Source organism: Streptomyces phaeofaciens (assembly GCF_014648915.1).
Taxonomy (GTDB): Bacteria; Actinomycetota; Actinomycetes; order Streptomycetales; family Streptomycetaceae; genus Streptomyces; species Streptomyces phaeofaciens.
This window is the reverse complement of the sequence record NZ_BMSA01000024.1, coordinates 59,112-85,033: the sequence shown is the minus strand read 5'-3', so window position 1 is coordinate 85,033 and position 25,922 is coordinate 59,112. Positions and strand designations below refer to the sequence as shown.

The window sequence follows — 25,922 nt, the reverse complement described above, 5'->3', positions numbered from 1 at the left end:
CTCCGACCTCCGACCTCCGACCGAGAGGGGACGCCGTGATCGTCCGTTCGTTCAAGGACATCGAGGGCACCGACCGCCATGTGCGGTCCGCGTCCGGCACCTGGGAGAGCAAGCGGATCGTGCTCGCCCGGGAACGGGTGGGGTTCTCCCTGCACGAAACGATTCTGTACAAGGGCACCGAGACGTCGATGTGGTACGCGAACCACATCGAGGCCGTGGTCTGCGTCGAGGGAGCCGCCGAACTCACCGACCACGAGACCGGGAGGACGTTCGCGATCACTCCCGGGACCATGTACCTCCTCGACGGACACGAGCGGCACACGCTGCGCGTCCTGGAGGACTTCCGCTGTCTGTGCGTGTTCAACCCGCCGGTGACCGGACGGGAGGACCACGACGAGAACGGCGTCTACCCCCTGCTCACCGAACCCGAGGAGGTGTGACCGCATGACCACCGTCACCGTCACCGATCTCTATCCCACCCGCGGCACCACCGAGGTGACCGTCCCCCGCCAGGACCCCGTGCTCTGGGGCTCCCCCAGCACCCCGGGCCCGATCCCTGCACCCGATCTCCAGGCCTACGAGCGCGACGGCTTCCTCACCGTCGAGCAGCTGATCAGCGACGACGAGGTGGCCGTCTGCCGGCGTGAGCTGGAGCGGATGATCGCCGACGAGGGGCTCCGGGCCGACGCGCGGTCGATCGTGGAGCCGCGCTCCCAGGAGATCCGGTCCGTGTTCGAGGTGCACCGGCTGAGTCCCGTGTTCGCCGCCCTGGTGCGGGACGAGCGGGTCGTCGGGCGGGCCCGGCAGATCCTCGGCTCGGACGTGTACGTCCACCAGTCGCGGATCAACGTCAAGCCGGGCTTCGGGGCCGGCGGCTTCTACTGGCACTCCGACTTCGAGACCTGGCACGCGGAGGACGGGCTGCCGGGGATGCGGACGGTGTCCGTGTCGATCGCGCTCACCGAGAACCTCGACACCAACGGCGGCCTGATGATCATGCCGGGCTCGCACCGGACGTTCCTCGGCTGCGCCGGGGCGACGCCGAAGGACAACTACAAGAAGTCGCTCCAGATGCAGGACGCGGGCACGCCGTCGGATGCCGCGCTGACCGGGCTTGCCGACGAGCACGGCATCCGGCTGTTCACCGGCCCGGCCGGCTCGGCGACCTGGTTCGACTGCAACTGCATGCACGGCTCCGGGGACAACATCACGCCGTTCCCGCGCAGCAACGTGTTCATCGTGTTCAACAGCGTGGAGAACGCGGCGGTGGAGCCGTTCGCGGCGCCGGTGCGCCGGCCGGAGTTCATCGGCGCGCGGGACTTCACACCGGTCAGGTGAGCGCTCCGGCCGGAGCGCACCGCCGCGTCGCCGTGGTCACAGCCACGCCAGCGCCGCGGTGCGCTCCAGGACCTCGCGTACGGTCCCGGCGTCGCCCGTGCCCACGCACGGGACCTCGCCGGGGGCGTACCGGCCGCCGGCCAGCAGGCAGAAGTCGACCGGGTCCAGGGCGAGTTCGGCGCGCACCGGGTCGGCGTCGGAGCCCAGGAGCCACTCGCCGACGCCGGTGACGGAGAAGCGGACGGGTGCCGCCGCGGGCCCCAGGGCCGTGCCGAGGATCCGGACGGCCAGCCGGACCAGCCGCTCCAGATGGGCGGCGGGCGGTGGCGGGACGGCGATCCCGAGGGCGCGGCCGATGTCGTCGGTGTGGATCCAGGTCTCGAAGGCGCGGACGGCGAAGTGGTCGGTGACCGGCAGCCGCAGGCCCATCAGCTCCACGGCCCGCGCGGCCCGTTCGGGATCCCGCGCCTCGGGCGTGGCGAGCAGCGCGGCCGACTGGGCCTCCCAGGACGCCCGGGTCCGCTCCGGCGACCGGCGGCGCTCGTGCAGGATGACATCGGCCGTACGCCGGTTCCACGCCTCCTCCCAGCCCGCGCCCGCGGCGCCCTCCGCCGCCGCGGAGGCCGGGGAGGCCGGTACCCTTGCCGCGACACCGAGCGCGAGGGCCAGCTGCTCGTCGGCCGCGATGAGATGGGCGAGCGTCGCGTGGACGTCCCAGTCGTGCACGACCGGCACGCTCCACCGGTCGTACCCCCACCGCCCGTACACCTCGGGCAGCAGCGCGCCGAGCGCGGCGACGGCCCCGGCGTAGGGCGCGGCGTGGGCGGCCACCGGGGCGGCGGCGGGCCGGGGCCGGCGCCGGCCGGGGCGGGGGCCGGCGAACAGGGCGGTGAGGGGGTCGTCGTCGGACGGCTCCGGCTCGGCCGGTTCGGCGGAGGGGTCGTCCAGCAGGCGGACCACGTCACGCAGGCGTTCCGCCTCCGCCTCGCACTCCGGGCAGTCGCCGAGGTGGTGGGAGACCGCGGCCGCCTCCGTGGGGGTCACCGCGTCGAAGGCCCAGGCGGCCAGGAGGTCCCGCAGGGCGTCGTGTTCGGGGGTCACCGTGTGCTTCCTCCTCTCGGGGCCATCATGCGCCCGTTTCGCCCGGTGCGTCGGGTGGGTCGGCCAAAGTTTCGGCCAAGGTGCGCAGGGCGGTGCGCAGCCGGGTCTTGGCGGTGCCCTCGGGGATGCCGAGTTCGGCGGCGGCCTGCCGGTAGGTGCGGCCCGCGAAGTAGGCGAGGTGCACCACCTCCCGCTGGCGCTCGGGGAGTCCGGCGAGCGCGGTGTGCAGCAGCAGGGAGCGTTCGCGCGCGACGACCGTCTCGTCGGGGCCGGGCGCGGCGTCCGCGATGGTGTGCAGCGCGGTGTCGTCGGCGCGTGCGTCCTTGCGGTGCCGGGCCTCGCCGCGCACCCAGTCCACGGCCCGCCGGTGCGCGAGCATCGACAGCCAGGTGCGCAGGGTGCCGCGGCCCGTGTCGAAGGCGTACGGCCTGGTCCACAGGTGGGCGAAGACCTCCTGGGCGACGTCCTCGGCGGCGGCCGGGCTGCGGGTGACGCGCAGGGCGACCCGGCGCACGAGGGTGCCGTAGGCGGTGTACGCCTCGGCCAGGGCGGACCCGTCCCCGTAGACCAGCCGCCGGTGCAGCTCCGTGTCCGTCGCCCTGTTCGTGTTCGCGTTCGGGTCCGCGTTCGTGTTCGTGACTGTGTCCGTGTCCGTGTCCGTGGAATCCACCGGCACCACCACCCCTGGTGCCTTCCTAGCGGCCCCGGACCGTCGGCGCCAGTGGTTCTCAGTTCCCGAGCACGTCCAGCAGGCGGTCCACGTCGGCGGGCGTGTTGTAGAGGTGGAAGGAGGCGCGCAGGTTGCCGGCGCGGTCGGAGACCTCGATGCCCGCCGCGCTCAACTCGCCCTGGCGGTGCCCGAGTCCGGGGACGGAGACGATGGCGGAGCCGGGGGCGGGGACCGGTTCGTGGCCGAGGCCGGCGAGCCCGGCGCGGAAGCGTTCGGCGAGGGCGAGGTCGTGGGCGCGGATGGCGTCCGGGCCGAGTTCCTCGACGAGTTCGAGAGCGGGGCGCAGTCCGGCGAAGGTGAAGAGGGCGTGGGTGAGGTCGAACCGCCGGGCGGAGTGGGCGAGTTCGGTCACGGGGCCGTAGCAGCTGTCCCAGGGCCGCTCGCCGGCGACCCAGCCGGCCAGTACCGGTGTGAGCCCGCCGAAGTCCTCCGGGACGACGAGGAAGGCCGCCCCGTGCGGGCCGAGCAGCCACTTGAAGCAGACCGTGGCCGTGTAGTCGTACGCGCCGGCGTCGATCGGCAGCCAGCCGGCGCCCTGGGAGAAGTCGACGTAGGTACGGGCGCCGTGTTCGCGGGCCGCCTCGCGCAGTGCGGGCAGGTCGGCGAGCCGTCCGTCGGCGGACTGCGCCGCGCTGACCGCGACGAGCGCGGTGCCCGGGCGGACGGACTCGGGGATCCGTTCCAGGGGCACGGCGCGCACCTTGAGGTCGCCGCGCAGGTGGAACGGGGTCAGTACGGAGGTGAAGTCGTCCTCGGCGGTGAGGACCTCGGCGCCCGGGGGCAGCGAGGCGGCGATCACCCCGGTGTGGGCGGCGACCGAGGCCCCGGCCGCCACCCGCTCGGCCGGGACGCCGGCCAGCCGGGCGAAGGAGGCGCGGGCCGCCTCCACGTCGGCGTACAGCGGGGTCAGCGGCCGGCCCTCGGCCCGCAGCCGTACGGCCTCGTGCAGGGCCGTGACGGCGCGGGCCGGCAGCAGCCCGTTGCTCGCGGTGTTGAGATAGGTGTTCTTCGGGGCGAACTCGGCTCGGACGAGGCTCTCGAAGGTCTCCATGGGTCCACTCTGGGGCCGGGAGAAGTCGAAGTCCATTGCCGATTGTTACGCGGTTTCCCTAAGGAACGCTTATACATCGGCCCCGGCCTGCGGTTTCCGTGGCGCTCAGCGCTGAGGCACGGCACACCCGTCCGGGCCACAGGCCTCCGCGCCGCCGTCGTCGATCAGCGTGAGCGGGGAGCGGTCGCCCCAGGCCTGGGTGAGTGCCTGGGCGAAGACCTCGGCGGGCTGGGCGCCGGAGACGCCGTAGGCGCGGTCGAGGACGAAGAAGGGCACGCCGTTCGCACCGAGCTCGGCGGCCTCGCGCTCGTCGGCGCGGACCTCGTCGGCGTACGCGGCGGGGTCGGCGAGCACCGCGCGGACGGCGTCGGCGTCCAGGCCGGCCTCGACGGCCAGTTCCACGAGCCGCTCGTCGCCCTCGGTGAAGAGGGACCGCTCCTCGGCGAAGTTCGCCCGGTACAGGATCTGGATCAGCTCGTCCTGCCTGCCCCGCTCCTTGGCGAGGTGCAGCAGCCGGTGCAGGTCGAAGGTGTTGCCGTGGTCGCGGTCGCGGGTGCGGTAGTCGAGGCCCTCGGCGGCGGCCTGCGCGCCCAGGTTCTCCTCGCCGGCCTGCGCCTGCGCCTCGCTCATGCCGTACTTCTTGGTGAGCATCGTGATCACGGGCTGGACGTCGCCCTTGGCGCGGCCCGGGTCCAGCTCGAAGGACCGGTGCACCACCTCGACCTTGTCGCGGTGCGGGAAGGCCTCGAGCGCCTTCTCGAAGCGGGCCTTGCCCACGTAGCACCACGGGCAGGCGATGTCGCTCCAGATCTCGACGCGCATGTCTCGGCTCTCTCCAGCTCGTACGGGTGCGGAGACTGCCTCCGCGCGGAGGCTTCCCTCCACCGGGTGAGTGAACGTTCAAGCAGAGGGGTTCATTCCCCCGGGCACCGAGAACCGCAGGAAGAGATGGTGGTCACCCTCGACGGGCGGCCGCTCCGGGTCCGGGACCCAGCCCTGACGTGCGTAGAAGGCCTGGGCGCGAAGGTTGTCCGCGTGCACGTCGAGCACCGCGGTGCGGCGCCCGTCCGCCTGCCACTGCTCCGCGCAGGCGGTGTGCAGGGCCGTACCGAGGCCGGTGCGCCAGTGGTCGGGGTCGACATGGAACTGGAACAGCTTGACCGTGTGCGCGGCGGTCCCCTCCGGCACCCGGAAGGAGGCCAGGGCGACCATCCGGCCCTGCCGGACGGCGCACAGCACCTGCCCGTCGGGCCGCTCGACGGCGGCGCGCCACGCGGCGGCCCAGTCGGTGCCGTCCTGCGGGACCCCGTCCGGGTAGTAGGTCGCGCGGGCGCGCGCGTGCAACGAGATGACGGCCCCCGTCTCGGCGGGCACGACGCTGCGGATGACGGTGCCCTCGGCGGGGCGATCTCCGATCATGCAACGGAGGACGTGCCGGCCGCCGGTCCGGTTCCGCCCCGAGTCAGCTGCCGTTCCTGAGGTCGTCGGGCCAGGTGTCCCGGAACTCGATGTGGTCGTACGTCACCACACAGCCCTCGCCCATCGGCGACTGGGCCATGAACCCGACCAGGGCGGCGCCGGTCTCCTTCTCCGTGCCCAGGGTGAACAGCCGGACGAAGGTCCAGCGCCGGCCGTCCCGGGAGGCGTGGAAGGCGAAGGCGCGGCCGGTGCGGCTGATCCGCAGCCAGACCGAACTCCCGTCCACGGTCAAGGAGTTGGCGTCGTCGGAGTGTCCCCGGGTGACCACCGTGCAGACGGTGGGCACGTCCGGGGAGTACTCCAGGCAGAGCTTGGCCCAGGCGTGTTCGCCGACGTGGGCGTACAGCACCCCCGCGTCGAAGGCGTGGGTGAAGCCCACGGTGACCCGGGCGATCAGCTGGAAGTCCCCCTCGGGCGCCCCCAGCAGCCGCGGCGCGTCACCGGCGGACTCCAGCGCCTCCCCGGTGGGCGGCACGAACCGGTCCTGCCGGGGTCCGGCCCACCCGGTGAGCACGCCGTCCTCGTAGGACCAGTGCCCGTCGGGCCCATACGTACGGAGGGGAAAGGAAAGCTCGGGAAGCTCGACGTCCATGCGCAGAGTTTCCCAGGCTCCCCGTCTCCTCGCGGCCCTGGGGGGCGTCCGCCCGATCAGCGTTCGAGGTGGTTGTCGAACCGCCGGGGCAGGCCGAGCGGGTTGTCGTCACGCAGCTCCGGCGGGAGCAGCGCCTCGGGGGCACCCTGGTAGACGACGGGCCGCAGCCAGCGCTCGATGGCCGTGCCGCCCACCGACGTGGACGTCGACGTGGTCGCCGGGTACGGGCCGCCGTGGTGCTGGGCCGGCGCCACCGCGACGCCCGTCGGCCAGCCGTTGACCAGCACACGCCCGGCGAGCGGCGTCAGCTCGGCGAGGATGTCCGCGCCGCGACCCTCGCCCGCGGCCTCCCCCTCGGACAGCTGGACGGTCGCCGTGAGGTTCCCCGGCAGCCGGGACAGCACGGCCTTCACCTCGGCGTCGTCCTCGTAGCGGGCCACCACGGTGACCGGCCCGAAGCACTCCTCCAGGAGCAGGTCGTGGGCGCCCTCGGCGGCCAGCCGGCCCGCCGGCACGGTCAGGAAGCCCGGGCTGACGGTGTGCTCGCCGCCCGCGCCGGGCGTCACCGGCGACTCGACGTCGGCCAGCTCCGCGCGTTCGGCGACCCCGGCGACGAAGTTGTCCCGCATCCGGTGGTCGAGCAGGACGCCCGCGGCCGTGTCGCTGACCGCGTCCGTGAGCGACTTGACCAGGCCGTCACCGGCCGCGCCGGACGGGACGAGGACCAGGCCCGGCTTGACGCAGAACTGGCCGACGCCCAGCGTCATGGACCCGGCGAGCCCGGCGCCGATGGCCTCCGCGCGCTCGACGGCCGCCGCCTCGGTCACCACGACGGGGTTCAACGACCCCAGCTCGCCGTGGAACGGGATCGGTACCGGCCGGGCCGCCGCCGCGTCGAACAGCGCGCGGCCGCCCCGGACGGACCCGGTGAAGCCGGCCGCGGCCACCAGCGGGTGCTTGATCAGCTCGACGCCGGCCTCGAAGCCGTGGACCAGGCCCAGCACGTCCTGCGGGACGCCGTGCTCGGCGGCGGCCGTGCGCAGCACCTTGGCGACCAGCTCGGACAGCCCCGGGTGGTCGGGGTGGCTCTTGACGACGACCGGGTTTCCGGCCGCGAGCGCGCTCGCGGTGTCGCCGCCGGCGACGGAGAACGCGAAGGGGAAGTTGGAGGCCGAGTAGACGGCGACGACGCCCAGCGGCACCTTGTAGCGGCGCAGGTCCGGGATCGGCGGGGTGGCGGTGTCGTCGGGGTGGTTGATCACCACGTCGAGGAACGCGCCCTCGTCCACGATGTCGGCGAACGCGCGCAGCTGGTAGCAGGTGCGGGCGAGTTCGCCGTTCAGCCGGACCGGGCCGAGCGCGGTCTCGGCGTCGGCCACCTCGACCAGCTGTTCCTTGGCCCCTTCGAGACGGTCCGCGGCGGTGCGCAGGAAGGCCGCGCGGACGGTGCGGTCGGCGAGCGAGCCACGCGTGGCGTGCGCGGCGCGCACGACGGTGTCCACCTCCTGGGCCGTGGCCTCCACCGCAACCTGTTCCCGCTGCTTCCCGGTTCGGGGGTCGACACTCCAGACTGGTGCTGCTGCCACCGCAGGTCCCTCCACGTGCTGTGTATCAGGGTCGTTCGATATACTGAACGTTGTCTCTGATTGTGAATATGGTGGAGAGTATTTCCCGTCGAACGAAGGGGTCAAGGGCGATGTCGGCTGGCGAGACGGGGGGCGGAGCGCAGGTCAAGTCCGCGGTGCGGACGGTTGAACTGCTCGAATACTTCGCCGGCCGCCCCGGTATGCACTCCCTCGCGTCGGTCCAGGAGGCCGTCGGTTATCCCAAGTCCAGCCTCTACATGCTGCTGCGCACCCTGGTGGAGCTCGGCTGGGTGGAGACGGACGCGACGGGCACGCGGTACGGCATCGGCGTGCGGGCGCTGCTCGTCGGCACGTCCTACATCGACGGCGACGAGGTCGTCGCGGCCGCCCGCCCCACGCTGGACCGGCTCTCGGACGACACCACCGAGACCATCCACCTGGCCCGGCTCGACGGCACCAACGTCGTCTACCTCGCCACCCGCCAGTCCCAGCACTATCTGCGCCCCTTCACCCGGGTCGGCCGCCGGCTGCCGGCCCACTCCACCTCCCTGGGCAAGGCGCTGCTGAGCACCTACGGCGACGAGCAGGTGCGCAAGATGCTCCCGGAGACGCTCCCGGCGCTGACCGAGCACACGATCACCGACCGGGAGAAGCTCATCGAGGAGCTGCACCAGGTGCGCGAGCAGGGCTTCGCGGTGGACCGCGAGGAGAACACCCTCGGTCTGCGCTGCTTCGGCGTGGCGATCCCGTACCGCACCCCGGCCCGGGACGCGATCAGCTGCTCGGTGCCGGTGGCCCGGCTCACGCCCGCGCACGAGCAGCTGGTGAAGGACGCGCTGTTCGACGCGCGGGACCGGCTGACGCTGGCCACGCGCCGGCTCTGAGAGCGGGCGGTGCCGGGCTCGGGGCGGCGGCCCCGGACCCGGGGCCGGCCGACGTAGGCTCGGTCCATGCAGATCGCCCTCCGCCGTGTGCACGACAGCGATCTGCCGGTGTTCTACCGGCAGATGAACGATCCCGAGTCCCTCCGGATGGCCGCGTTCACCCCGAAGGACCCGGCCGACCGGGACGCCTTCGACGCCCACTGGAGAAAGATCCGCGCCTCGCCCGCCGTCCTGCGCACGATCCTCGCCGACGGGGACGTGGTGGGCAGCACGGCGGTGTACGGGGAGCCGGGCGAGCGCGAGGTGACGTACTGGATCGACCGGGCGTACTGGGGCCGGGGCATCGCCACGGCCGCGCTGCGCGCCCTGGTGACCGAGGTCCCGGAGCGCCCGCTGTTCGCCCGGGCCGCCGCCGACAACACCGGGTCCCTGCGCGTCCTGGAGAAGTGCGGCTTCCGCCCCACCGCCCTGGCCGCCGGGTACGCGAACGCGCGCGCGGCGGAGATCGAGGAGGTCGTGCTGCGGCTGGAGACCTGAGCGGGTCCCGGATGAACACACGATGAGAAAAGCGGGCGGACGGAACGATTCGCCTCGGTCCGTTCGTCTTCCTGATCGCAATGAACAAGACGATCAGGCGCGCCTCGGTCTTCGCGCTGCTGCTGGTGTTCGCCCTGCTGATCCGGGCGACCTGGGTGCAGTTCTACGAAGGTCAGGCGCTCGCGGACGACAAGGACAACCGGCGCACCGCGATCGAGACGTACGCGGCACCGCTCGGGAACATCATCGTGGCCGGAAAGGCGGTGACCGGCTCGGCCGCCACGTCGAACGGCGACCTCAGATACAAGCGCACCTACACCGACGGCGAGCTGTACGCGGCGGTGACGGGCTACGCCTCGCAGAGCTACGCCCCGACCCAGCTGGAGGGCATCTACCAGAGCCTGCTCAACGGCACGGACACCCGGCTGAAGACCGTGATGGACACGGTCACCGACAAGCGCGCCGACCCCGGTGACGTGATCACGACGATCGACCCGGCCGTGCAGAAGGCGGCGTACGACGCCCTGGGCGACAAGAAGGGCGCGGCCGTCGCGATCGACCCGGCGACCGGCAAGATCCTCGCGGTCGTCTCGACGCCGTCGTACGACCCCGCGTCGCTGACCGACGCCAACACCGCCGGGGCCGCCTGGAAGAAGCTCACCGCGGACTCCGACAAGCCGCTGACCAACCGGGCGCTGCGCCAGCCGCTGGCACCGGGTTCCACGTTCAAGCTGGTGGTGGCCGCGGCCGCGCTGGAGGACGGGCTGTACGCGTCGGTGGACGAGAAGACGGACAGCGAGGACCCCTACACCCTGCCGGGCACCCGCACGGTCCTGAAGAACGAGAACACGTCCGCGCCCTGCGAGGACGCCACGATCCGGGTCGCGCTCCAGTACTCCTGCAACAACGTCTTCGCGCACATGGCGGTCCAGCTCGGGCAGGACAAGCTGAAGGCGATGGCCGAGAAGTTCGGCTTCGACGACGACAGTCTGGATGTGCCGGTGCGGGCGTACGCGAGCGTGTACCCCTCCGGCATGGACGAGTCGTCCACCGCCCTGACCGGCATCGGCCAGTTCGACGTGACCGCGACGCCGCTCCAGATGGCGATGGTGTCCGCCGCCCTCGCCAACGACGGCAAGCTGGTCTCGCCGCACATGGTCTCCCAGATCACCGACGGCGGCGGCGACGTGCTGAAGGACTACGACGACGAGGCGTCCACCTCACGGATCGTCAGCTCGGCCACCGCCGAGCAGCTGCGGTCGGCGATGCGGACGGTCGTGGAGAAGGGCACGGGCACGAACGCGCTGATCGACGGCGTCACCGTGGGCGGCAAGACGGGCACGGCCCAGAACGGCGAGAACAACAGCAAGGCGCCGTACGCCTGGTTCACCTCCTACGGGACGTCCGACTCCTCGGGCGAGCAGGTCGCCGTGGCGGTCGTCGTCGAGCAGTCGGACGCGGCACGGTCGGAGGTCAGCGGCAACGGGCTGGCCGCGCCGGTCGCCAGGGCGATGATGAAGGCGGCGCTCTCGTAGGCACCGCGGGCGTGGGCGGGGGCGGCTTCGAGGAAGCCGCCCCCTGACGTCACTTGACGCCGAGGATCTGCTCGATCGGGTCGATCGCGAAGTACACCAGGAACAGCGCGGACGCCGTCCACAGCAGCCAGTGGACCTCCTTGGCCTTGCCGAGGACCGTCTTGATCACGACGTAGGCGACGAAGCCCGCGCCGATGCCGTTGGTGATCGAGTAGGTGAACGGCATCACGGCGATGGTGAGGAACGCCGGGACGGCGATCTCGTACTTGTCCCAGTCGATGTTCTTGACCTGGGTCATCATCAGGAAGCCGACGGCGACCAGGGCCGGCGCGGCCGCCTGCAGCGGGACGATGGTGAGGACCGGCGTCAGGAACAGGGCGAGCGCGAAGAGCCCGCCGGTGACCAGGTTGGAGAAGCCGGTGCGCGACCCCTCGCCGACACCGGCCGCGGACTCGATGTAGGAGGTCGCGGAGGAGGACGAGGCCGCACCGCCGGCCACCGCCGCCGCCCCGTCGATGAGCAGCACCCGGCCGAGGTTCGGGACCTTGCCCTCCTCGTCGAGCAGCCCGGCCTCGGCGCTGATGCCGACGACCGTGCCCATGGTGTCGAAGAAGTCCGACAGGACCAGCGTGAAGATCAGCAGGACGACGGTGATCACGCCGACCCCCGGCGCGCCGAAGGCGCCGAACAGGCTGAAGTGACCGATCAGCCCGAAGTCGGGGGTGTCGACGATCTTGTCGGGCCAGGACGGCGTGGTCAGGCCCCAGGACTTGATGTCGGCGATCGAGTCGATGACGATCGCGAGCACCGTCATGGTCACGATGCTGATGAGGATGGCGCCCTTGACCTTGCGGGCGAGCAGTCCGACGGTCAGCAGCACACCGAGGCAGAACACGAGGACCGGCCAGCCGGCGAGGGTGCCGGTGCCGCCGAGCTGGACCGGCACGGTGGTGCCCGCCGCGTCCGGGATCCGGCTGACGAACCCGGCGTCGACGAAGCCGATGAACGCGATGAACAGGCCGATGCCGACACTGATCGCCTGCTTGAGCGGCTGCGGGATGGCGTGCATGACGGCCTCGCGCAGCCCGGTCACCACCAGAGCGCAGATCAGCAGGCCTTCGAGGACGACGAGGCCCATCGCGTCGTCCCAGCTCATCAGCGGGGCGATCTGGAAAGCGACGACCGCGTTCAGGCCGAGGCCGGCGGCGAGCGCGAGCGGCAGGTTGCCGCCGACGCCCATGATGATCGTCATCACGGCGGCCACCAGGGCGGTGGCGGTGGTGAGTTGGACGAAGTCGAGCGAGTGGCCGTACTTGTCCTTCGCGCTGCCGAGGATGAGGGGATTCAGGACAAGGATGTAGGCCATCGTGAAGAACGTGGCGAGGCCGCCGCGTATCTCCCGGCCGAAGGTGGAGCCCCGTTCGGAGATCCTGAAGAACCGGTCGACGCTGTTCACCGCCGGTGGCGGTGCGCTCGCGCGGTCGGCCGCCTGCTTCGTCTCGGACATGACGTGTCGCTCCTTGCTGCCTGCTGATCGGTGTGCGGATGCTGGCTGGATTGTTCCTGTGTTGAACCGTCTTCAGGTTTTCGCCGTGTTACGGAATCGGGCCGCCAACCGGTCGGCCCACCACACGGCGTTCGAACCCCCGTACAAATCCGGGCGACAGGGCACTGCTACGCTTCCGGATCTCGTCCCGCCTCCTCCCCGGGACATCCCCATGTCATTCACATGACACGCACAGCCGGCTCCCCCGCCGGTGCCGAGCCGCACCGAGAAGAGGTCACCCGTGGGCACAGTCGTCGACGACGCCGCCTCCGTGGAATTCCATGCCTTCTTCGACCGCCACTACGCCGAACTGGCCCGCCTCGCCCACCTGCTGACCGGCGAGGCCGACGCCGCCGACGACCTGGCGGCGGACGCCCTGCTGGCGCTGTGGAACCGCTGGGACCGGGTGCGCGCGGCCGACCATCCGGTGGCGTACGCCCGAGGCGTCGTCGCCAATCTGGCCCGCACCCGTATCCGCAGCGCCGTCCGTGAGCGCCGCAGGATCGCCCTGTTCTGGTCGCAGCGCGAGGAGAAGACGGAGAACCCCGACGTGGCGGGCGTGGTGGACGTCCAGTCGGCACTGCGTAGACTCCCCTTCCGCAAACGGGCCTGCGTGGTGCTGCGGCACGCCTTCGACCTCTCGGAGAAGGACACCGCGCTCGCCCTGGGGATCTCGGTGGGTACGGTGAAGAGCCAGACCTCCAAGGGGATGGCCGAGTTGCAGAAGCTGCTCGGCGCCAAGGGAACGCCGCTGAAGGTACATGCGATGGCACGCACCGGCGAGGCCTCGGGAAGGAACCGATGATGCAGCGGGACGTGCACGACGAACTGCGTGCCCGGCTGCACGAGTCGGCCGAGGCGTACGAACCCGACCGGGCCCGCATCCTGGCGCGGGTCGAGCGCGGCATGGCCGGGCACCCCGATGACCGGGCCGCCCGGCACGACCGGCGCGACCACCGGGCGACCCGCCCGCTGGTGTGGGGCTGGGCCCGGATCGTGGGCGCGACGGCCGCGGTCGCGGGCATGCTCGCGGCCGGCGGCTACGCGGTGGCCTCCGCGGTGAAGGACGACACCCCGTCGCCGCAGACGGTCGCCGTCTCGTCTCCGCCTGCGGAGTCCCCGGACGCGACGAGCCGTCCGCCGGCCTCGCCGAAGGCCACGCCGAGTTCCGGCGGCGGCGCCGGCACCCGGGAACCGGTCCGGCCGAGCGGATCCCCGACGCCCTCCACCGGGTCGACGCCCTCCGCGCCGGCCGTCACGCTGCTGCCGGACAACGCCGACGACGACGACGGCCCGCTCTGGTCGGACGGCTCCGTGGATCCGCACAGCAACGACTTCTGGGCCCAGAGCAATGTCACCCTGAAGGCGAAGCAGCCGGTCACCGCACTCACCGTGCAGCTGAAGATCGCCCAGACCGGCGGGGTGTCGTCGGCCGGCGCCTGGCGCTCCCTGCCCGAGGACGACTTCACCCTCACCGTCACCGAGCGGGACGACCTGCTGGTGTACACCTGGGTGCTCAAGGAGGGCCGTACGGTCCCCGCGGGCGAGTGGGTGTTCGCCGGGCAGTACGACCACGATCGCGGAGGCCGTGACGCCGCCGCCGACCGCTATGTGATCGCGGGCGAGTCGGACGGCAGAGCCCGTTCCCTGGGCGGCGGTTTCACCGCCCACGACGCCGACGCCGCCGCCGACTCGTAGCCGGCCCCGGACCCGGCCGGGACCCGGCTCGGTCTCGGCTCGCGGAAAACTTCCGTAACAGCGGCAACCCTTTCCCCACCGGTGGCGACCACAAGGCGCAAGAGTCACCACCCAGTTGAGGAATCGGCACATGACTGCTTCAGCACAGCCGCCCGTCCGCCACCGCCGCAGGGTCACCCGGCGACGGGCGCTGATCGCGGGTTCCACCGCGCTCGGCATCACCGGCGCGGCGATCGTCACCACGACGCTGCTGTCGCCGGCGGGCGCCGCGTCCGTCTGGCCGACGGCGAGCGGCAGCAAGGCCGTGGCCTCGACGATCAAGGTGTCGGGCACCTACGACGGCAAGCTGACGAAGTTCTCCGGCAAGGGCGAGCTGGGCGGCAGCGGCCAGGACGAGGGCCAGGACCCGATCTTCGAGCTGGCCGACGGTGCCGTCCTGAAGAACGTGATCATCGGGACGCCGGGCGCGGACGGCGTCCACTGCAAGGGTTCCTGCACGCTCCAGAACGTGTGGTGGCTGGACGTCGGCGAGGACGCGGCGAGCTTCAAGGGCACGTCGTCGTCGGCCGTCTACAAGGTCATCGGCGGTGGCGCGAAGAACGGCTCCGACAAGGTGCTCCAGTTCAACGGCGCCGGCAGGCTGGTCGTGACCGGTTTCCGGGTGGAGAACTCCGGCAAGCTGGTGCGGTCCTGCGGCAACTGCAAGAAGCAGTTCAAGCGCACGATCGTGCTGAGCGACATCGACGTCGTGGCACCGCTGAAGGTGATCGCCGGTGTCAACGCCAACTTCGGCGACACCGTCACGATGTCGAAGATCCGCATCCAGGGCGACCCGAAGAAGAAGGTCAGGACCTGCGTGCGCTTCAAGGGCAACGACACCGGCAAGGAGCCCACCGAAATCGGTACCGGCGCGGACGGAACCACCTGCAAGTTCTCTTCCTCTGACATCACGTACACGTGATGTGGACCTGCTGGCCGGAGCCCCTCTCCGGTCGGCAGAACGCCCCCGCCGTTGCTCACCGGCGGGGGCGTTTCGCGTCTCTCCTAGCTCATCGTCGAGCCGATGGCCGTCGAGCCCGTGGTCAGGAACGTGGTGGCCGGGAGCGATCCGTCCGCCTCGCGGGCGCCGTACGCCGTGGTCGCGTCCGTCGAGACGAAGGGGGGCGTGGCCACCGCGGCGTCCCAGTTGTTCGCGGCGGAGACCGTCGACGGCCCCGGCTTCGACGAGCCGCCCTTGTTGCCCACCGCGAGGTTGCGGGCCAGCCGGGCCTTGCCCGTGGCGAAGTAGAACCCCGCCTGGGCGTTCGTGTAGGCGGTGTTGCGGTGGAGGACGATCGCGCCGGTGTTGGAGTTCTCGGTGAACCCGTTCAGCGTGTTGTCCCAGGCGGCGTTGTCGTTGACGACATGCGCGACCGCGACACCCCCGCCGCCCAGCTTGAAGCCGTTGCCGTTGCCCTCGAAGGCGGGGTCGCTCCAGCGGTTCTCGCCGTTGCCGAAGGCCCAGGAGTGCTCGATCCTGACCGGCGTGGAGAACTGCCACAGGTCGAGGCCGTCGTCGGAGTTGTCGTACAGGCGGGCGCCGGTGATCCGGTTGCCCGATCCGGAGCCGAACTTGACGGCGATGCCGTCCGCGTTCTGGCCGTGGCCGGCGGCGTCGTAGTTGCCGTGACTGTCCAGGTTCTGCACGAGGTTGCCGACGGTGTGGTCGCCTCGCAGGGTGAACCCGGAGTCGCCGTTGTCCGCCGTGACCAGGTTCTTGAAGATCCCGCCGGTGGACGAGGTGACGACGAATCCCTGGGCCGGGGAGTTCTGGAAGGTGAGGTTCTGCACGGTCCAGTGGCTGCCGTAGATCCCGGCGAGCCAGGAGCCGGCGGCCAGCTTCGAGCCGTCGATCCGTACCTTCTCGGCGCCGTGGGCCTGGAGGGTGATCCGGCTCGTCGGGGTGCCGCTCGCGGTCGACTTCAGGGTGGCCGTCGGGTAGTAGGTGCCGGCGCGGACCTGGATCAGGGTGCCGGCGACCGCGTTCTTCACGGCCGACTCCAGCTGTGCGGTGGTGGAGACGGTGACCGTCGAGGAGGCGGCCTGGGCGCCGCCGTTCGACAGGCCGAGGAAGACACCGCCCGCCCCCGCGGCCACCGCCACCGCGGCGGCGATCGAGAGGGTGCGGGTCCTGCGGTGCCGTCCGGTGCTCAAACGCACGGGGCGTTCCTTTCGGTGGGGTGAGGGGACCGAAACGGGCCGGAGGGGCCGCCCCGGCCCGTTTCTGCCCACCAGTCGCCACCATGGCCGAAAAGGGTTGCCGCCCCGGCGAAAGTGCCCGGGACGGCAACCCTCTTCGGACCGTACGGAACGTCAGCTGACGAAGTACGTCGGGTTCGGCAGCTTGTACGTGCGGTCGGCGTAGCCGCCGTCGAGGTCGGAGTACTGGTCGCCGAAGTTGGCGATGATCTCGTACCCGAGGTCGTCCTCGATGTGCTTGCGGGTGCCGGACTTGTACTGCACGGTGGTGCAGGTCCAGGTGCCCGGGGTCGCGCAGGCGCTCAGGTAGGACGGCGGGCTCGCCGCGTCCTTGAGGAACACATGGGCGGCGTCGAGGTTCACGTCGGCGCCGACCTTCTTCAGGTTCTCGACGGCCGCCGCGCGCTGCGACTCCTTCAGGCCCGAGTTGTAGAACACCTCGACGCCCTTGGACGTGGCGTAGCGCACCAGCTCGGGGCTGCCGAAGACGGCCGGACGGTCCGCCTTGGCCACGTAGTCGGCCCACGTGGTCGAGTTGTAGGTGTAGTTGGTCTTCTTCTCGTAGTCGAGGCTGAGCAGCAGCGTGTCGTCGATGTCGAAGACGACCGCGGGCTTCTCGCCCCGGTGGTGGGCCTTGCGGGCCGCCTGGTCGATGTACTTCTTCGCGGCCTTGTCGAGCGCGGCGAGATCCTTGGCGTACGGGCTCGTCGGCGACGCCTGGTAGACACCGGCCGCGTCGGCCGTGGTGCCGTAGTAGGTGTCGATGTCCTTCACCAGGAGCCCGATGTTGTAGGGCTCGTGGGTGGAGTTGGCCGTGGACTGGCCGGCCGTGGCCGCGCCGGCGCCGTAGAGCGCGGCACCGGCGACGGCGCAGGCGGCACCGATGGCCGCGATGCGTAGTGTCTTATGCATGACAGGTGTTCTACGCGCGTCACCTCGTCGGGCGCGAGACCCGTCGGGCAAAAAACGGGTCAAGCACCCGGAAAGGCCTGCTGCGGGTCAGTCCATCGTCGCCCCGATCGTCGTCGACCCCGTCGTCAGGAACGTGGTGGTCGGCAGGGTGCCGCTGGAGCTGCGGGCGTTGTACGTCGTGGAGGCGTCCGTCGACCTGAAGGCGGGGGTGGAGATGCCGGAGTCCCAGTTGTTGCCGGCCGAGACGACCGAAGAGCCCTTGCTGACCAGGCCGCTGCCATTGCTCACCGCCAGGTTCTTGCCCAGGCGGGCGGAGCCGGTGGCGAAGTAGTAGCCCCACTTGCTGTTGGCGTAGGCGGTGGTGCGATTGAGGACGATCGCGCCGGTGTTGGAGTTCTCGGTGAATCCGTTCCCGGCGTTGCCCCAGGCGGCCGAGTTGTTGACGACGTGCGCGACGACCTCGCCGTCGCCGCCCAGCTTGTAGCCGTTGCCGTCGCCCGCGAAGGCGGAGTCGGACCAGCGGTTGACGCCGTTGCCGAAGGCCCAGGTGTGCTCGACGGTGACCGGGGAGGAGAAGGACCAGAAGTCCAGACCGTCGTCCGAGTTGTTGTAGAGGCGGGCGCCGGTGATGAGGTTTCCGCTGCCGGAGCCGTACTTCACGGCGATGCCGTCGGCGTTCTCGCCGTGGCCCGCCGCGTCGTAGTGACCGTAGGAGTCGATGTTCCTGACGGTGTTGTTGACCGTGCCGTCCCCGGTGAGGGTGAAGCCGGAGTCGCCGCCGTTGATGGTCTTGATGTTGTTCCAGACCGTTCCGGTGCAGGACTGGCAGACGACCGCGCTGTCCGGGGAGTTCTGGAAGGTGATGTTGGAGACGTTCCAGTAGTCGGCGGTGAGCTTGAAGATCCAGTCGCCGTCGGGGAGGGACGAGCCGTCGATCTTCACGGTCTCCGAGCCGTACGCGGTGAGGGTGACGGGCGACGAGGAAGTGCCGTTGGCCGTGGACTGGAGGGTGGCCGTCGGGTAGTAGGTGCCGGCGCGGACCTGGATGACGGTGCCAGCGGTGGCGTTCTTGATGGCGTTCGACAGGTCGGTGGAGTTGCTGACCACCACGGTTGCGGCCTGCGCCTGGGTCGGGAGGACGGCGAGTCCGGCGCCCAGGGTGAGGGCGGCGAGTGCGGTGAGAGCGGTACGACGAGACATGGAGTGCGGTCCTTTCTCGTACGGAAGGGGAGGGTTCACAGGACGCAGTCCAGCCAGTCGAAGACCTCGTCCTGCATGCGGTCGACGAAGACATGGCCGAGGTCGGGCCAGCTCTTCAGGTGCAACCGCTCCTCGGCGTGACGCGAGCGCCAGACGGCCCGCAGCTTCTCGTGGGCGGTGAGGACACCGTCGGCGGGGAACAGCGGGTCGAGCCCGCCGTCGAAGAACAGCATCGGCCTGGGTGCGGCGATGCTCGCCACGTCGGGGAAGTCGAGGAACCGGGGAAGCCCGGGATGAAGCAGGTGGTAAGAGGACTGCCCGCGCAGGGTGTTGTTGCCGGGCACCATCATTTCCTTGAGGCCGGTCATCCAGCAGACGGCCGCCGCGGCGGCGAGGTCGTCGTTGAGCGCCGCCGCCTGCCAGGCGCGGAAGGCGCCCATGGAGAACCCGACGGCCGCGACCCGGCCCCGGTCGACCCGGTCGAGGCCGGCCAGGAATCCGGCGGCCCGGGCGTCCTCCCGGGCCATGAGTCCGGCGAGCGAGGAGCCGAGGTTGAAGAAGTTGGAGGCGAGGGCCTGCTGCTGGTCGTAGGCGAGGGGCCCGCGGTCGCCCCAGCCGAGGGCGTCCGCGCACAGCACGACATACCCCCGCCGGGCCAGCTCGTCGCCGACGAACCGTCCGCTGAAGTACCGCTGCGCCCAGCCCTGCGCGGAGGCGAGCCGGGTGTCGTCGTACCAGGGCCGGACCAGCTTCTCCTTCCCGATGTCGAACTTCGCCCCGTGGTCGTGCAGGAGCAGTACGGCCGGGAAGGGGCCGGGGCCGTCCGGGGTGAGGAGCGCGGCGCGGACGCGTTCGTGGCGGGTGAGGGCGAGTGTCACCAACTCGCTCGTGTAGCCGTCCTGTCGGCGTCGGTCGGTGAACTCGGGGGCGTACGGCGTCCGGTCCTGCGATCCGACGACCAGCAGTTCCTCGACCTTGGCGCGGGCCGCCCGCCGCCAGGCGCGGAAGTCGCGGATCGGGGACTTTCCCCAGGCCAGGGGGAAGGTCAGCTCGGCTCTGAGCGCGGGATGGAAGTCCGGCAGTGGCCCTTCCACGACGGCCGTCGGCCCGTCCGCGGCGGCCGCCGGTCCCTCCCCGCCGGCCGCCCGCGCGTCGGCGGGGGTGACGGCCCCGGTCAGGAGCGCGGCTCCGGCTCCGGCCACGAACGCCCGCCGCCCCACCCCCGGGTCAGGGGCGCCCATACGGCCTCCAGTCCCCGAGATACGTCCGCCGGGTGTGGATGGCCGCCTCCGCGCCGGTCAGCTGCGGCCGGTTCTCCGGCACCGAGATCACCGAGCCGGGCCCGGAGTTGGCGTACTCGCGAAAGCGCATGGTCTGCCAGGGATAGGCGTCCCGCATGTTCGTGTAGGGGGCCACGGCGTCGGTCCCGGAGCCGATCCAGGTGTCCCGTACGACCAGCGAGGGCCAGGCGGTCGTCTCGTACGACGGGACCCAGGGCCGGGCGATCTTGTACGCCCCGTCCTCGGCGGCGGAGGTGATCCGGCCGCGCACCGCGAGGAAGCCGTAGGGGTTGGCGCGGGCGGTGGCGGGCGCGAAGACCATGCCCTTGGGGGTGAAGGTCACGTCCCGCTGGAGGGTGTGGAAGTGGCAGGTGTCGAAGACGGCCCGGGCCCGCCCGAAGACGAAGTCGACGTCTCCCTCGATGTAGCAGCGGTGGAAGTACTGCCGGTCGAAGGCGTCCAGCGCGGTGGTGTCGGCGAAGAGGGTGTCCTGGTGGGCCAGGAGCCGGACGTGGTCGAAGTGCGTGCGGTCGCCGGTGACACGGGCGGCGACCGCCTGGGTGCCGGTGATCTCCGGGTGGTCGGCGCGCAGCCAGTCGTTGGCCAGGGTGAGATCGCGGACGGTGAGGCCGGGGGCGGCGGAGGTGAAGGTGGCGGAGCCCGCGGTGCCGTAGGTGCCCGAACCGTCGGGCCGCTGCGTCCCGCCCGCGTTGTCGAAGACGATGACCGCGGCGCGCGGGTCGCGGTCGGCACCCCGCAGGGTCAGCCCGCTCTTCTCCGCGGGAACGGCGACGACCTCCCGGTACGTCCCCGGGTGCACGACGATCGTCCAGCCGGGGCCGTCGACCGCGTCCACGGCCGCCTGGACCGAGTCGCCGGGGCGGACGTGCAGGACGCGGCGTGCGTGGGTGCGGGCGTGGGCCGGGGCCGCCCCGGTCAGGGCGGCGCCGGTGAGGCCGGCGAGAAGGGCGCGGCGGCGCATGTCAGCACTCCTCCTTCCAGGGCTCCCAGTCGCCCAGGTAGGCGGCACGGGTCGCCGATTCGGCCTGGAGGGCGGTGAGTTGGGGGCGGTTCTGGGGGACGGTGATCTCGGCTCCCGGCCCGACGTTGCGGTACTCGGCGAACCGCTGGTTCTGCCAGGGGAAGGAGGCCGACATGTCGGTGTAGGGCGCGGCCGCGTCGATGCCGGGTCCCAGGTGGGTGTCGCGGACGACGAGGCTCGGGCGGGCGGTGGGGTCGGAGCTGGGGACCCAGGGGCGGGCCAGCTTGTAGAAGGCGTCCGGGGCCGCACCGCTGATCCGGCTGCGGGTCACCAGGTGGCCGAACGGGTTGGCGCCGGCCGTGGAGGGCGCGAAGACGAAGCCGTAGGGCGCGGCGGCCAGGTCGGTGCGGTCCAGGGTGTGGAAGTGGCAGTGCTCGTGGACCGCGGTGGCCCGGCCGAAGACGAAGTCGACGTCTCCTTCGGTGTAGCAGTGCGCGTAGTACTGCCGGGCGAAGGCGGTGAGGGCGATCGAGTCGGCGTACAGGGTGTCCTGGTGACCGAGGAAGCGACAGTGGTGGAAGGCGGAGCGGTCGCCCTGGACCTTGACGGCGACGGCCTGGGTGCCGGTGATCTCCGGATGGTCGGCGCGCAGCCAGTCGTTGGCGAAGGTGATCCAGCGGGCGGTGAAGCCGTCGGCCTGCACGGTGGTGGTGGCCGAGCCGGTGGTGCCGTAGGTGCCGCCGCCGGGCTTGGGGGTGCCGGCCGCGTTGTCGTACACGACGACGACGTCGCGGGGGTTCTCGGAGGCACCGATCCAGGTGGCCTCGGTGCGGGTGGCGTCGAGGACGACGGTCTCGCGGTAGGTGCCGGGGGCGAGGACGAGGGTCCAGCCGCTGCCGGTGGCGGCGGCGACGGCGTCGCGGACGGTGGGGTGGTCGCCCCGGCCGAGCGGGTCGACGTACAGGGTCCGCGGGGTGCGGCGGGCGGCCGGGGAACCGAAGCGGCCGAACGGGCGGCGCCCGCCGGTGCCCGCGTGCGCGGGTACGGCGGCGAGGCCGAGCGCGGTGGCCGTCCCCGCGGTCGCGGCGAGGAACCGCCTTCTCGAAGGGTGGGAGGGCATGCGGGTGCTCCTTGGCGAGGCTGAGGGGGTGGCCGGGGCGGAGCGGGGCGCCGCCCCGGCCGTCGTAGGGGGAGGGTGGATCAGCCCAGGCGGCCCGCGCCCGCGCCGCAGTCGACGATCCGGGGGACCGACTTCACGGGGTCGACCTTGGTGCGCAGGGTGGGTGTCCAGCCGGCGCCGGACTCCAGGGTCTCGGCGGGGATCTCCGCGTTGTGCACGGCGATCAGGTCGGTGGGCGTGCCGTTGACGTAGTTGTTCGCGGCGGTCACCGGGGAGACGTTCCACCGCTTGAACACCTTGGCCGCGCTGACCCCCTCGGGCAGCGTGAACGCGTTGTGCTCGGCGACGAGTCGGGACTCCTTGCCGACGCCGAAGCTGTAGGAGTAGTCGCCGTTCGCGACGAAGTGGTTGTTGTAGGAGTCGACCTGTCCGAAGCGGACCCGGGGCGCGCGCTCGACCAGGCCGGAGAACAGGTTGTGGTGGAAGGTCACCTTCAGGTGCCCGCGGTCGCCGACGGCCGTCGACTCGCTGTCGCTGTTGCCGATCAGGATCGTCTTGTCGTGCTCGGTGAAGACGTTCCAGGACGCGGTCACGTAGTCGGCGCCCCGGACGATGTCCAGTTCGCCGTCGTGCTGCTGGTAGAGCATCCCGAAGTAGGTCGGCGCGGCGCTGTCGGGGTGGGATCCGTCGGTGAAGGTGTTGTGGTCCAGCCAGACATGGGTGGAGCCGTAGACGACGGCGGTGTCGTACTCGGAGTTCCAGTTGCCGGTGGCGCCGTCGGTCGGGTCCCACTGCGGGAAGCAGTCGATGGGCGACTCGAAGGACAGGTTGCGGATGATCACATTGTCGACGGCCTTGATCTGGAGGCTGACGCCCTTGAATCCGGCGTCGCGTCCCACGCCCACGATGGTGGTGTTGGCGGGGACGTTCGCCTTGATGGCCTGGTCCTGCGCGGCGGCGGAGGCGCGCCGCAGCCCTTCGGGGCTGTCGTCGGGCTCGGCGGCGAGGTCGGTGTCCAGCCCCCAGGTCTCGGGGGCGTACGCCGTGAGGTAGTCGTCGAAGTCGTAGCCGGGAGCGGCGAAGGAGTCGCAGCCCTCGGCGACGGCGTCGATCACGCCCTTCACCTTGATGATCTTCGGTGCGGAGCCGCCGGCGGCGAGGGCGGCCTTGAACTCGGCCCAGGTGGTGACGGTGTGGACGTGTGCGGCGTCCGCCGCCGAACCGCCCGTCGTCCCGCTCCCCTGCGAGGCCCAGCCGTCGTTCGCGGGCAGGACCTGGCGGCCCGGGTCGCGGGAGGCGCCGGGGGCGGCGGAGGCGGTACCGGTGACGGACAGCACCAGGGCGGTGCATCCCACCAGGGCAGCTATGACGCGTGCATGACATATCTGTGTACGCACTGTGCGGGTCTCCTCTGATTACGACAGCGGCTCGGGCCAGGTGATCCAGGACGTGGGGATCTCGTCGTGCAGCCGGACCACGTCACGCGGTCCGAGCACCCGCGAGCGCAGCAGCTCCCGCGCGACGAGCCGCGCCACGGCGATCGCACCCGGCGGATTGAAATGCGTGTTGTCCTGCTCGGACCCGGTCCAGTTGAAGTAGGTCTTGGTCTCCTCGACACCCAGCTCCTGCCACAGCGCGAGCGACAGGGCCTGGAGGTCGAGCAGCGCCACCCGCTCCTGCGCGGCGAGCGCCCGCATCGCGGCGGGGTACTCGCCGTGCGTCGGCACCGCGTTCCCCTCGGCGTCGAACCTGCGGCGCTCGACCGGCGTGGCGAGGACCGGCCGCGCCCCCTTGGCCCGGGCGCCGGCGATGTACAGCCGCAGATGGTCCTGGTACGTCGTCCACGGCTCGGTGTAGCGGGTGGGGTCGGTGGTCTTCTCGTCGTTGTGCGCGAACTGCACGAGGAGGAAGTCCCCCGGCCGCAGGGCCGCGAGGACGGCGTCGAGCCGGCCCTCGTCGACGAAACTCTTGGAACTGCGCCCGTTCACCGCGTGGTTGGCGACCGGCCGGTCGCCGTGCAGGAAGAACGGGAGCGCCATGCCCCACCCGGTCTCGGGCGCGGCGTCGGAGTACTTCTGGGCCGCGGTGGAGTCACCGGCGAGGTAGAGCGTACGGGGCCGGCGCGCACCGGCCCGGGCGGGCCCGGCGGCCGTCGCGCCGAGCGGAAGGGCGGCGAGCGCCGCCGAGGTGACCTGTCTACGGGTAAGGGACACGAACGTGCGCCTCTCGAAGTCTTTTGTCCTTGGGGGGCGCGGGGAACTGCGCGACCGGCGGCAGCCTGCCCGCAGTCGCCCCGCACACCGAAACCGCCCGAACTACCCGTGGTTCTTCTTCCAGTCGGCCTGCGCCGCGTTCAGCTGCTCGGCCAGCGTGTCCAGGAAGTCCTTCGCGCTCATCTTGCCGAGCAGCACCTTCTGGAAGTTCGGCTCGTTGTCGGCCTTGGAGATCGTGTTCCAGTCCGGCAGGTAGTACGGCAGCTGCACGATCTTGGTGCCGGCCCCGTTCAGCGCCTCCGCCGCCAGCTTCGTCGCCTCCGCCTGCTGGATCCAGCCGTCCTGCGCGGCCTCGGTGTTCGCCGGGATCTGCCCCGCGGACTCGTTGTACTTGGAGTTCTCCGCGTGCGAGACGGCGAACTCCACGAACTTCCAGGCGGCCGCCTTGTTCTTGCTGGACTTGAAGACGCTCAGGCCGTCGACCGGGTTGGAGATCTGCACCCGGCTGCCGTCGTCCCGGGTCGGGCTCGGGATGCCCCGGAACTTGTCCGCGCCCAGCGCCTTGAGGTGGTCCTGGTAGGAACCGAGGTTGTGGCTCAGCATGCCGATGGTGCCGCTGTCCCACTGGGCGACCATCTTGGTGAAGTCGTTGTTGACGTCGGCGGACGGGGTGTCCTTCTTGTACAGGGCGACGTACTTCTCCAGCGCCGCGACGATCTTCGGGTCGTTGACGGTGGTCGTGTCGCCGTTCCAGAAGGTGTCGATGCCGGTCTGGCTGTACGCCGCGTCCAGGGCCGGTGCGATGGAGCCCTCGCCGCCGCGGATGGTGAACCCGAACGCGTTCTTGTCCTTGTCCGTGAGCTTGTCGGCGGCCTCGTAGAACTTCGTCCAGGTGGTCGGGGCCTCCAGGCCGGCCTTCTCGAACAGGTCGGTGCGGTACCACAGGGTGCCGTTGTTGGACGAGGTCGGGATCTGGTACAGCTCCTCGCCGCCGCCCGCCGCCCGGCTGCTCGCCACCAGGTTCTCGCTCAGCACCCCCTTCAGCTCGCTCTTGTCCAGCTTGCCGTCCAGCGGTTCGAGGGCGCCCTGGACCGCGACCTCGGCGAGCATCGCGGTGCCCACACCGCCGACGTCGGGCAGGCCGCCGCCCTGGATGGCGGTGTCGTACTTGGACTGGGCGCTCGCGGCGGGGATCCCGACGTACTTGACCTTGATGTCCGGGTTCGCCTTCTCGAAGTCGGCGATGATCTCCTTCCAGATGTCGGTGCGGACACCGCCGTTGTTGTCCCAGAAGGTGATCTCGCCCTTGCCCGAGCCCTCATTGCCCTTGTCCCCCGCGCTGCCGCTGCCGTCGTCGCCGCAGGCGGTGGCGGTCAGCGCGAGCACGGAGCCCAGGGCGACGGCCAGGGCGGCGCGCCTGCTTCTGCGGATGCTGCTCTTCATGTGGTCGGCTCTCTTCGTCTGGATCCAACGGAGATATGAAGTTGTGGGGGGTCAGTGGGAGGAGCGGGCGTACGGCGCCCGGCCGTCCACGCCCGCGGGGCGGCCGGCGACCGTGCACGACCGCGCGTCGCGCCACGAGAACCCGCTCGTGCCGGTGCACGGCGACGTCACGGCCGCCGGCGGATCGGTGTCCCGGACCAGCGCCGGGGGGACCGCCTCCGGTCCACCGCCGGGGTGACGGGGTCGGCCCGGGTGCAAGGACCGGTCGGGCGCGTCACCGACGACCTTCGCGTGGGCGATCAGGAACCCGTACGGGGTGCCCGTCCGGGCCGAAGCGGCCGTCGGACGGCCGCCGTCGGTGGCGGACCCCCGGCCCGGCGGCCGGATCACCGACCGCTCGACACCGACTCTCGGCAAGCGCTTGCTACGGAAGTGCGTCATTGCGGCTCCCCACAGG

Annotated in this window: 26 protein-coding genes; 8 read left to right on the top strand and 18 right to left on the bottom strand. The window is 71.4% G+C overall.

Annotation, left to right across the window (positions count from 1 at the left end; translation table 11 throughout):
- The first annotated feature begins 35 nt into the window (after positions 1 to 35).
- Positions 36 to 440 (top strand): ectoine synthase, encoded by a 405-nt coding sequence (locus tag IE275_RS33015; protein WP_189715992.1) that lies wholly within the window; start codon positions 36 to 38, stop codon positions 438 to 440.
- A 4-nt stretch (positions 441 to 444) separates the two neighbouring features.
- Positions 445 to 1,338: an ectoine hydroxylase gene (thpD, locus tag IE275_RS33010; protein WP_189715990.1), complete on the top strand. Its 894-nt coding sequence runs from the start codon at positions 445 to 447 to the stop codon at positions 1,336 to 1,338.
- Between the two features lie 36 nt (positions 1,339 to 1,374).
- On the opposite strand, the gene IE275_RS33005 is transcribed toward thpD, so the two are convergent.
- The 7 genes from IE275_RS33005 to IE275_RS32975 all read right to left on the bottom strand — a co-directional run bounded on the left by IE275_RS33005 (position 1,375) and on the right by IE275_RS32975 (position 7,877).
- The gene (locus IE275_RS33005; RefSeq protein ID WP_189715988.1) at positions 1,375 to 2,439 is read right to left on the bottom strand and encodes a maleylpyruvate isomerase family mycothiol-dependent enzyme; all 1,065 of its coding nucleotides are present in this window, start codon (positions 2,437 to 2,439) and stop codon (positions 1,375 to 1,377) included.
- A 25-nt stretch (positions 2,440 to 2,464) separates the two neighbouring features.
- Positions 2,465 to 3,022 (bottom strand): RNA polymerase sigma factor, encoded by a 558-nt coding sequence (locus IE275_RS33000; protein WP_229870807.1) that lies wholly within the window; start codon positions 3,020 to 3,022, stop codon positions 2,465 to 2,467.
- A 145-nt stretch (positions 3,023 to 3,167) separates the two neighbouring features.
- Entirely contained in the window at positions 3,168 to 4,220 is a 1,053-nt protein-coding gene (locus IE275_RS32995; RefSeq protein ID WP_189715984.1) for an aminotransferase class V-fold PLP-dependent enzyme, read from the bottom strand.
- Positions 4,221 to 4,325: 105 nt separating this feature from the next.
- On the bottom strand, positions 4,326 to 5,042 hold the full coding sequence (locus IE275_RS32990) for a DsbA family oxidoreductase (RefSeq protein ID WP_189715982.1): 717 nt from the start codon (positions 5,040 to 5,042) through the stop codon (positions 4,326 to 4,328).
- 78 nt (positions 5,043 to 5,120) lie between these two features.
- Entirely contained in the window at positions 5,121 to 5,639 is a 519-nt protein-coding gene (locus IE275_RS32985; RefSeq protein WP_189715980.1) for a GNAT family N-acetyltransferase, read from the bottom strand.
- A 43-nt stretch (positions 5,640 to 5,682) separates the two neighbouring features.
- Positions 5,683 to 6,291, bottom strand: coding sequence for a DUF1349 domain-containing protein (locus tag IE275_RS32980; RefSeq protein WP_189715978.1), 609 nt, complete (start codon positions 6,289 to 6,291; stop codon positions 5,683 to 5,685).
- A 56-nt stretch (positions 6,292 to 6,347) separates the two neighbouring features.
- Positions 6,348 to 7,877: an aldehyde dehydrogenase (NADP(+)) gene (locus IE275_RS32975; RefSeq protein ID WP_189715976.1), complete on the bottom strand. Its 1,530-nt coding sequence runs from the start codon at positions 7,875 to 7,877 to the stop codon at positions 6,348 to 6,350.
- 110 nt (positions 7,878 to 7,987) lie between these two features.
- Between IE275_RS32975 and IE275_RS32970 the strand changes: the two genes are divergently transcribed.
- The 3 genes from IE275_RS32970 to IE275_RS32960 all read left to right on the top strand — a co-directional run bounded on the left by IE275_RS32970 (position 7,988) and on the right by IE275_RS32960 (position 10,833).
- The gene (locus tag IE275_RS32970) at positions 7,988 to 8,761 is read left to right on the top strand and encodes an IclR family transcriptional regulator (RefSeq protein WP_189715974.1); all 774 of its coding nucleotides are present in this window, start codon (positions 7,988 to 7,990) and stop codon (positions 8,759 to 8,761) included.
- Positions 8,762 to 8,827: 66 nt separating this feature from the next.
- Positions 8,828 to 9,298 carry a GNAT family N-acetyltransferase gene (locus IE275_RS32965; protein WP_189715972.1) on the top strand — a complete coding sequence of 157 codons (471 nt, stop codon included), beginning with the start codon at positions 8,828 to 8,830 and terminating at the stop codon, positions 9,296 to 9,298.
- A gap of 80 nt (positions 9,299 to 9,378) precedes the next feature.
- Positions 9,379 to 10,833 carry a peptidoglycan D,D-transpeptidase FtsI family protein gene (locus IE275_RS32960; protein ID WP_189715970.1) on the top strand — a complete coding sequence of 485 codons (1,455 nt, stop codon included), beginning with the start codon at positions 9,379 to 9,381 and terminating at the stop codon, positions 10,831 to 10,833.
- Positions 10,834 to 10,882: 49 nt separating this feature from the next.
- Here the strand turns inward: IE275_RS32960 and IE275_RS32955 are convergent, their stop codons facing one another.
- Positions 10,883 to 12,340, bottom strand: a complete 1,458-nt coding sequence (locus IE275_RS32955; protein ID WP_189715968.1) for an NCS2 family permease — start codon at positions 12,338 to 12,340, stop codon at positions 10,883 to 10,885.
- A 280-nt stretch (positions 12,341 to 12,620) separates the two neighbouring features.
- Here IE275_RS32955 and IE275_RS32950 point away from each other — a divergent pair, with 280 nt between their 5' ends.
- The 3 genes from IE275_RS32950 (at position 12,621) to IE275_RS32940 (ending at position 15,038) form a co-directional block, all read left to right on the top strand.
- The gene (locus tag IE275_RS32950; protein ID WP_189715966.1) at positions 12,621 to 13,184 is read left to right on the top strand and encodes a SigE family RNA polymerase sigma factor; all 564 of its coding nucleotides are present in this window, start codon (positions 12,621 to 12,623) and stop codon (positions 13,182 to 13,184) included.
- Positions 13,181 to 14,077 (top strand): hypothetical protein, encoded by an 897-nt coding sequence (locus tag IE275_RS32945; RefSeq protein WP_189715964.1) that lies wholly within the window; start codon positions 13,181 to 13,183, stop codon positions 14,075 to 14,077. The genes IE275_RS32950 and IE275_RS32945 overlap by 4 nt, the downstream gene beginning before the upstream one ends.
- Before the next feature lie 130 nt (positions 14,078 to 14,207).
- A complete protein-coding gene (locus IE275_RS32940; protein WP_189715962.1) occupies positions 14,208 to 15,038 on the top strand; it encodes a pectate lyase in 831 nt (276 codons plus the stop codon).
- 83 nt (positions 15,039 to 15,121) lie between these two features.
- On the opposite strand, the gene IE275_RS32935 is transcribed toward IE275_RS32940, so the two are convergent.
- The 10 genes from IE275_RS32935 to IE275_RS32890 form a co-directional block, all read right to left on the bottom strand.
- Positions 15,122 to 16,276, bottom strand: a complete 1,155-nt coding sequence (locus IE275_RS32935; protein ID WP_189715960.1) for a right-handed parallel beta-helix repeat-containing protein — start codon at positions 16,274 to 16,276, stop codon at positions 15,122 to 15,124.
- Between the two features lie 153 nt (positions 16,277 to 16,429).
- A complete protein-coding gene (locus tag IE275_RS32930) occupies positions 16,430 to 17,227 on the bottom strand; it encodes an HAD family acid phosphatase (RefSeq protein WP_189715958.1) in 798 nt (265 codons plus the stop codon).
- Positions 17,228 to 17,314: 87 nt separating this feature from the next.
- On the bottom strand, positions 17,315 to 18,427 hold the full coding sequence (locus tag IE275_RS32925) for a right-handed parallel beta-helix repeat-containing protein (protein WP_189715956.1): 1,113 nt from the start codon (positions 18,425 to 18,427) through the stop codon (positions 17,315 to 17,317).
- A gap of 35 nt (positions 18,428 to 18,462) precedes the next feature.
- Entirely contained in the window at positions 18,463 to 19,668 is a 1,206-nt protein-coding gene (locus IE275_RS32920) for a dienelactone hydrolase family protein (RefSeq protein WP_189715954.1), read from the bottom strand.
- On the bottom strand, positions 19,655 to 20,689 hold the full coding sequence (locus tag IE275_RS32915; protein WP_189715952.1) for a pectinesterase family protein: 1,035 nt from the start codon (positions 20,687 to 20,689) through the stop codon (positions 19,655 to 19,657). The genes IE275_RS32920 and IE275_RS32915 overlap by 14 nt, the downstream gene beginning before the upstream one ends.
- Position 20,690: 1 nt before the next feature.
- On the bottom strand, positions 20,691 to 21,809 hold the full coding sequence (locus IE275_RS32910; protein WP_189715950.1) for a pectinesterase family protein: 1,119 nt from the start codon (positions 21,807 to 21,809) through the stop codon (positions 20,691 to 20,693).
- A gap of 80 nt (positions 21,810 to 21,889) precedes the next feature.
- Entirely contained in the window at positions 21,890 to 23,206 is a 1,317-nt protein-coding gene (locus IE275_RS32905; protein WP_189715949.1) for a pectate lyase family protein, read from the bottom strand.
- Between the two features lie 18 nt (positions 23,207 to 23,224).
- Positions 23,225 to 24,022: a rhamnogalacturonan acetylesterase gene (locus IE275_RS32900; protein WP_189715947.1), complete on the bottom strand. Its 798-nt coding sequence runs from the start codon at positions 24,020 to 24,022 to the stop codon at positions 23,225 to 23,227.
- Between the two features lie 102 nt (positions 24,023 to 24,124).
- Positions 24,125 to 25,465 (bottom strand): ABC transporter substrate-binding protein, encoded by a 1,341-nt coding sequence (locus IE275_RS32895; protein ID WP_189715945.1) that lies wholly within the window; start codon positions 25,463 to 25,465, stop codon positions 24,125 to 24,127.
- 51 nt (positions 25,466 to 25,516) lie between these two features.
- The gene (locus IE275_RS32890; RefSeq protein WP_189715944.1) at positions 25,517 to 25,906 is read right to left on the bottom strand and encodes a hypothetical protein; all 390 of its coding nucleotides are present in this window, start codon (positions 25,904 to 25,906) and stop codon (positions 25,517 to 25,519) included.
- Between the last annotated feature and the right edge of the window lie 16 nt (positions 25,907 to 25,922).

What these genes read in the sequence shown, in the direction of transcription:
- thpD (WP_189715990.1), top strand. Translation starts at nt 445, where the DNA reads ATGACCACCGTCACCGTCACCGATCTCTATCCCACCCGCGGCACCACC.
- IE275_RS32995 (WP_189715984.1), bottom strand. Translation starts at nt 4,220, where the DNA reads ATGGAGACCTTCGAGAGCCTCGTCCGAGCCGAGTTCGCCCCGAAGAAC.
- IE275_RS32990 (WP_189715982.1), bottom strand. Translation starts at nt 5,042, where the DNA reads ATGCGCGTCGAGATCTGGAGCGACATCGCCTGCCCGTGGTGCTACGTG.
- IE275_RS32985 (WP_189715980.1), bottom strand. Translation starts at nt 5,639, where the DNA reads ATGATCGGAGATCGCCCCGCCGAGGGCACCGTCATCCGCAGCGTCGTG.
- IE275_RS32980 (WP_189715978.1), bottom strand. Translation starts at nt 6,291, where the DNA reads ATGGACGTCGAGCTTCCCGAGCTTTCCTTTCCCCTCCGTACGTATGGG.
- IE275_RS32970 (WP_189715974.1), top strand. Translation starts at nt 7,988, where the DNA reads ATGTCGGCTGGCGAGACGGGGGGCGGAGCGCAGGTCAAGTCCGCGGTG.
- IE275_RS32965 (WP_189715972.1), top strand. Translation starts at nt 8,828, where the DNA reads ATGCAGATCGCCCTCCGCCGTGTGCACGACAGCGATCTGCCGGTGTTC.
- IE275_RS32960 (WP_189715970.1), top strand. Translation starts at nt 9,379, where the DNA reads ATGAACAAGACGATCAGGCGCGCCTCGGTCTTCGCGCTGCTGCTGGTG.
- IE275_RS32955 (WP_189715968.1), bottom strand. Translation starts at nt 12,340, where the DNA reads ATGTCCGAGACGAAGCAGGCGGCCGACCGCGCGAGCGCACCGCCACCG.
- IE275_RS32945 (WP_189715964.1), top strand. Translation starts at nt 13,181, where the DNA reads ATGATGCAGCGGGACGTGCACGACGAACTGCGTGCCCGGCTGCACGAG.
- IE275_RS32940 (WP_189715962.1), top strand. Translation starts at nt 14,208, where the DNA reads ATGACTGCTTCAGCACAGCCGCCCGTCCGCCACCGCCGCAGGGTCACC.
- IE275_RS32930 (WP_189715958.1), bottom strand. Translation starts at nt 17,227, where the DNA reads ATGCATAAGACACTACGCATCGCGGCCATCGGTGCCGCCTGCGCCGTC.
- IE275_RS32925 (WP_189715956.1), bottom strand. Translation starts at nt 18,427, where the DNA reads ATGTCTCGTCGTACCGCTCTCACCGCACTCGCCGCCCTCACCCTGGGC.
- IE275_RS32920 (WP_189715954.1), bottom strand. Translation starts at nt 19,668, where the DNA reads ATGGGCGCCCCTGACCCGGGGGTGGGGCGGCGGGCGTTCGTGGCCGGA.
- IE275_RS32915 (WP_189715952.1), bottom strand. Translation starts at nt 20,689, where the DNA reads ATGCGCCGCCGCGCCCTTCTCGCCGGCCTCACCGGCGCCGCCCTGACC.
- IE275_RS32910 (WP_189715950.1), bottom strand. Translation starts at nt 21,809, where the DNA reads ATGCCCTCCCACCCTTCGAGAAGGCGGTTCCTCGCCGCGACCGCGGGG.
- IE275_RS32895 (WP_189715945.1), bottom strand. Translation starts at nt 25,465, where the DNA reads ATGAAGAGCAGCATCCGCAGAAGCAGGCGCGCCGCCCTGGCCGTCGCC.
- IE275_RS32890 (WP_189715944.1), bottom strand. Translation starts at nt 25,906, where the DNA reads ATGACGCACTTCCGTAGCAAGCGCTTGCCGAGAGTCGGTGTCGAGCGG.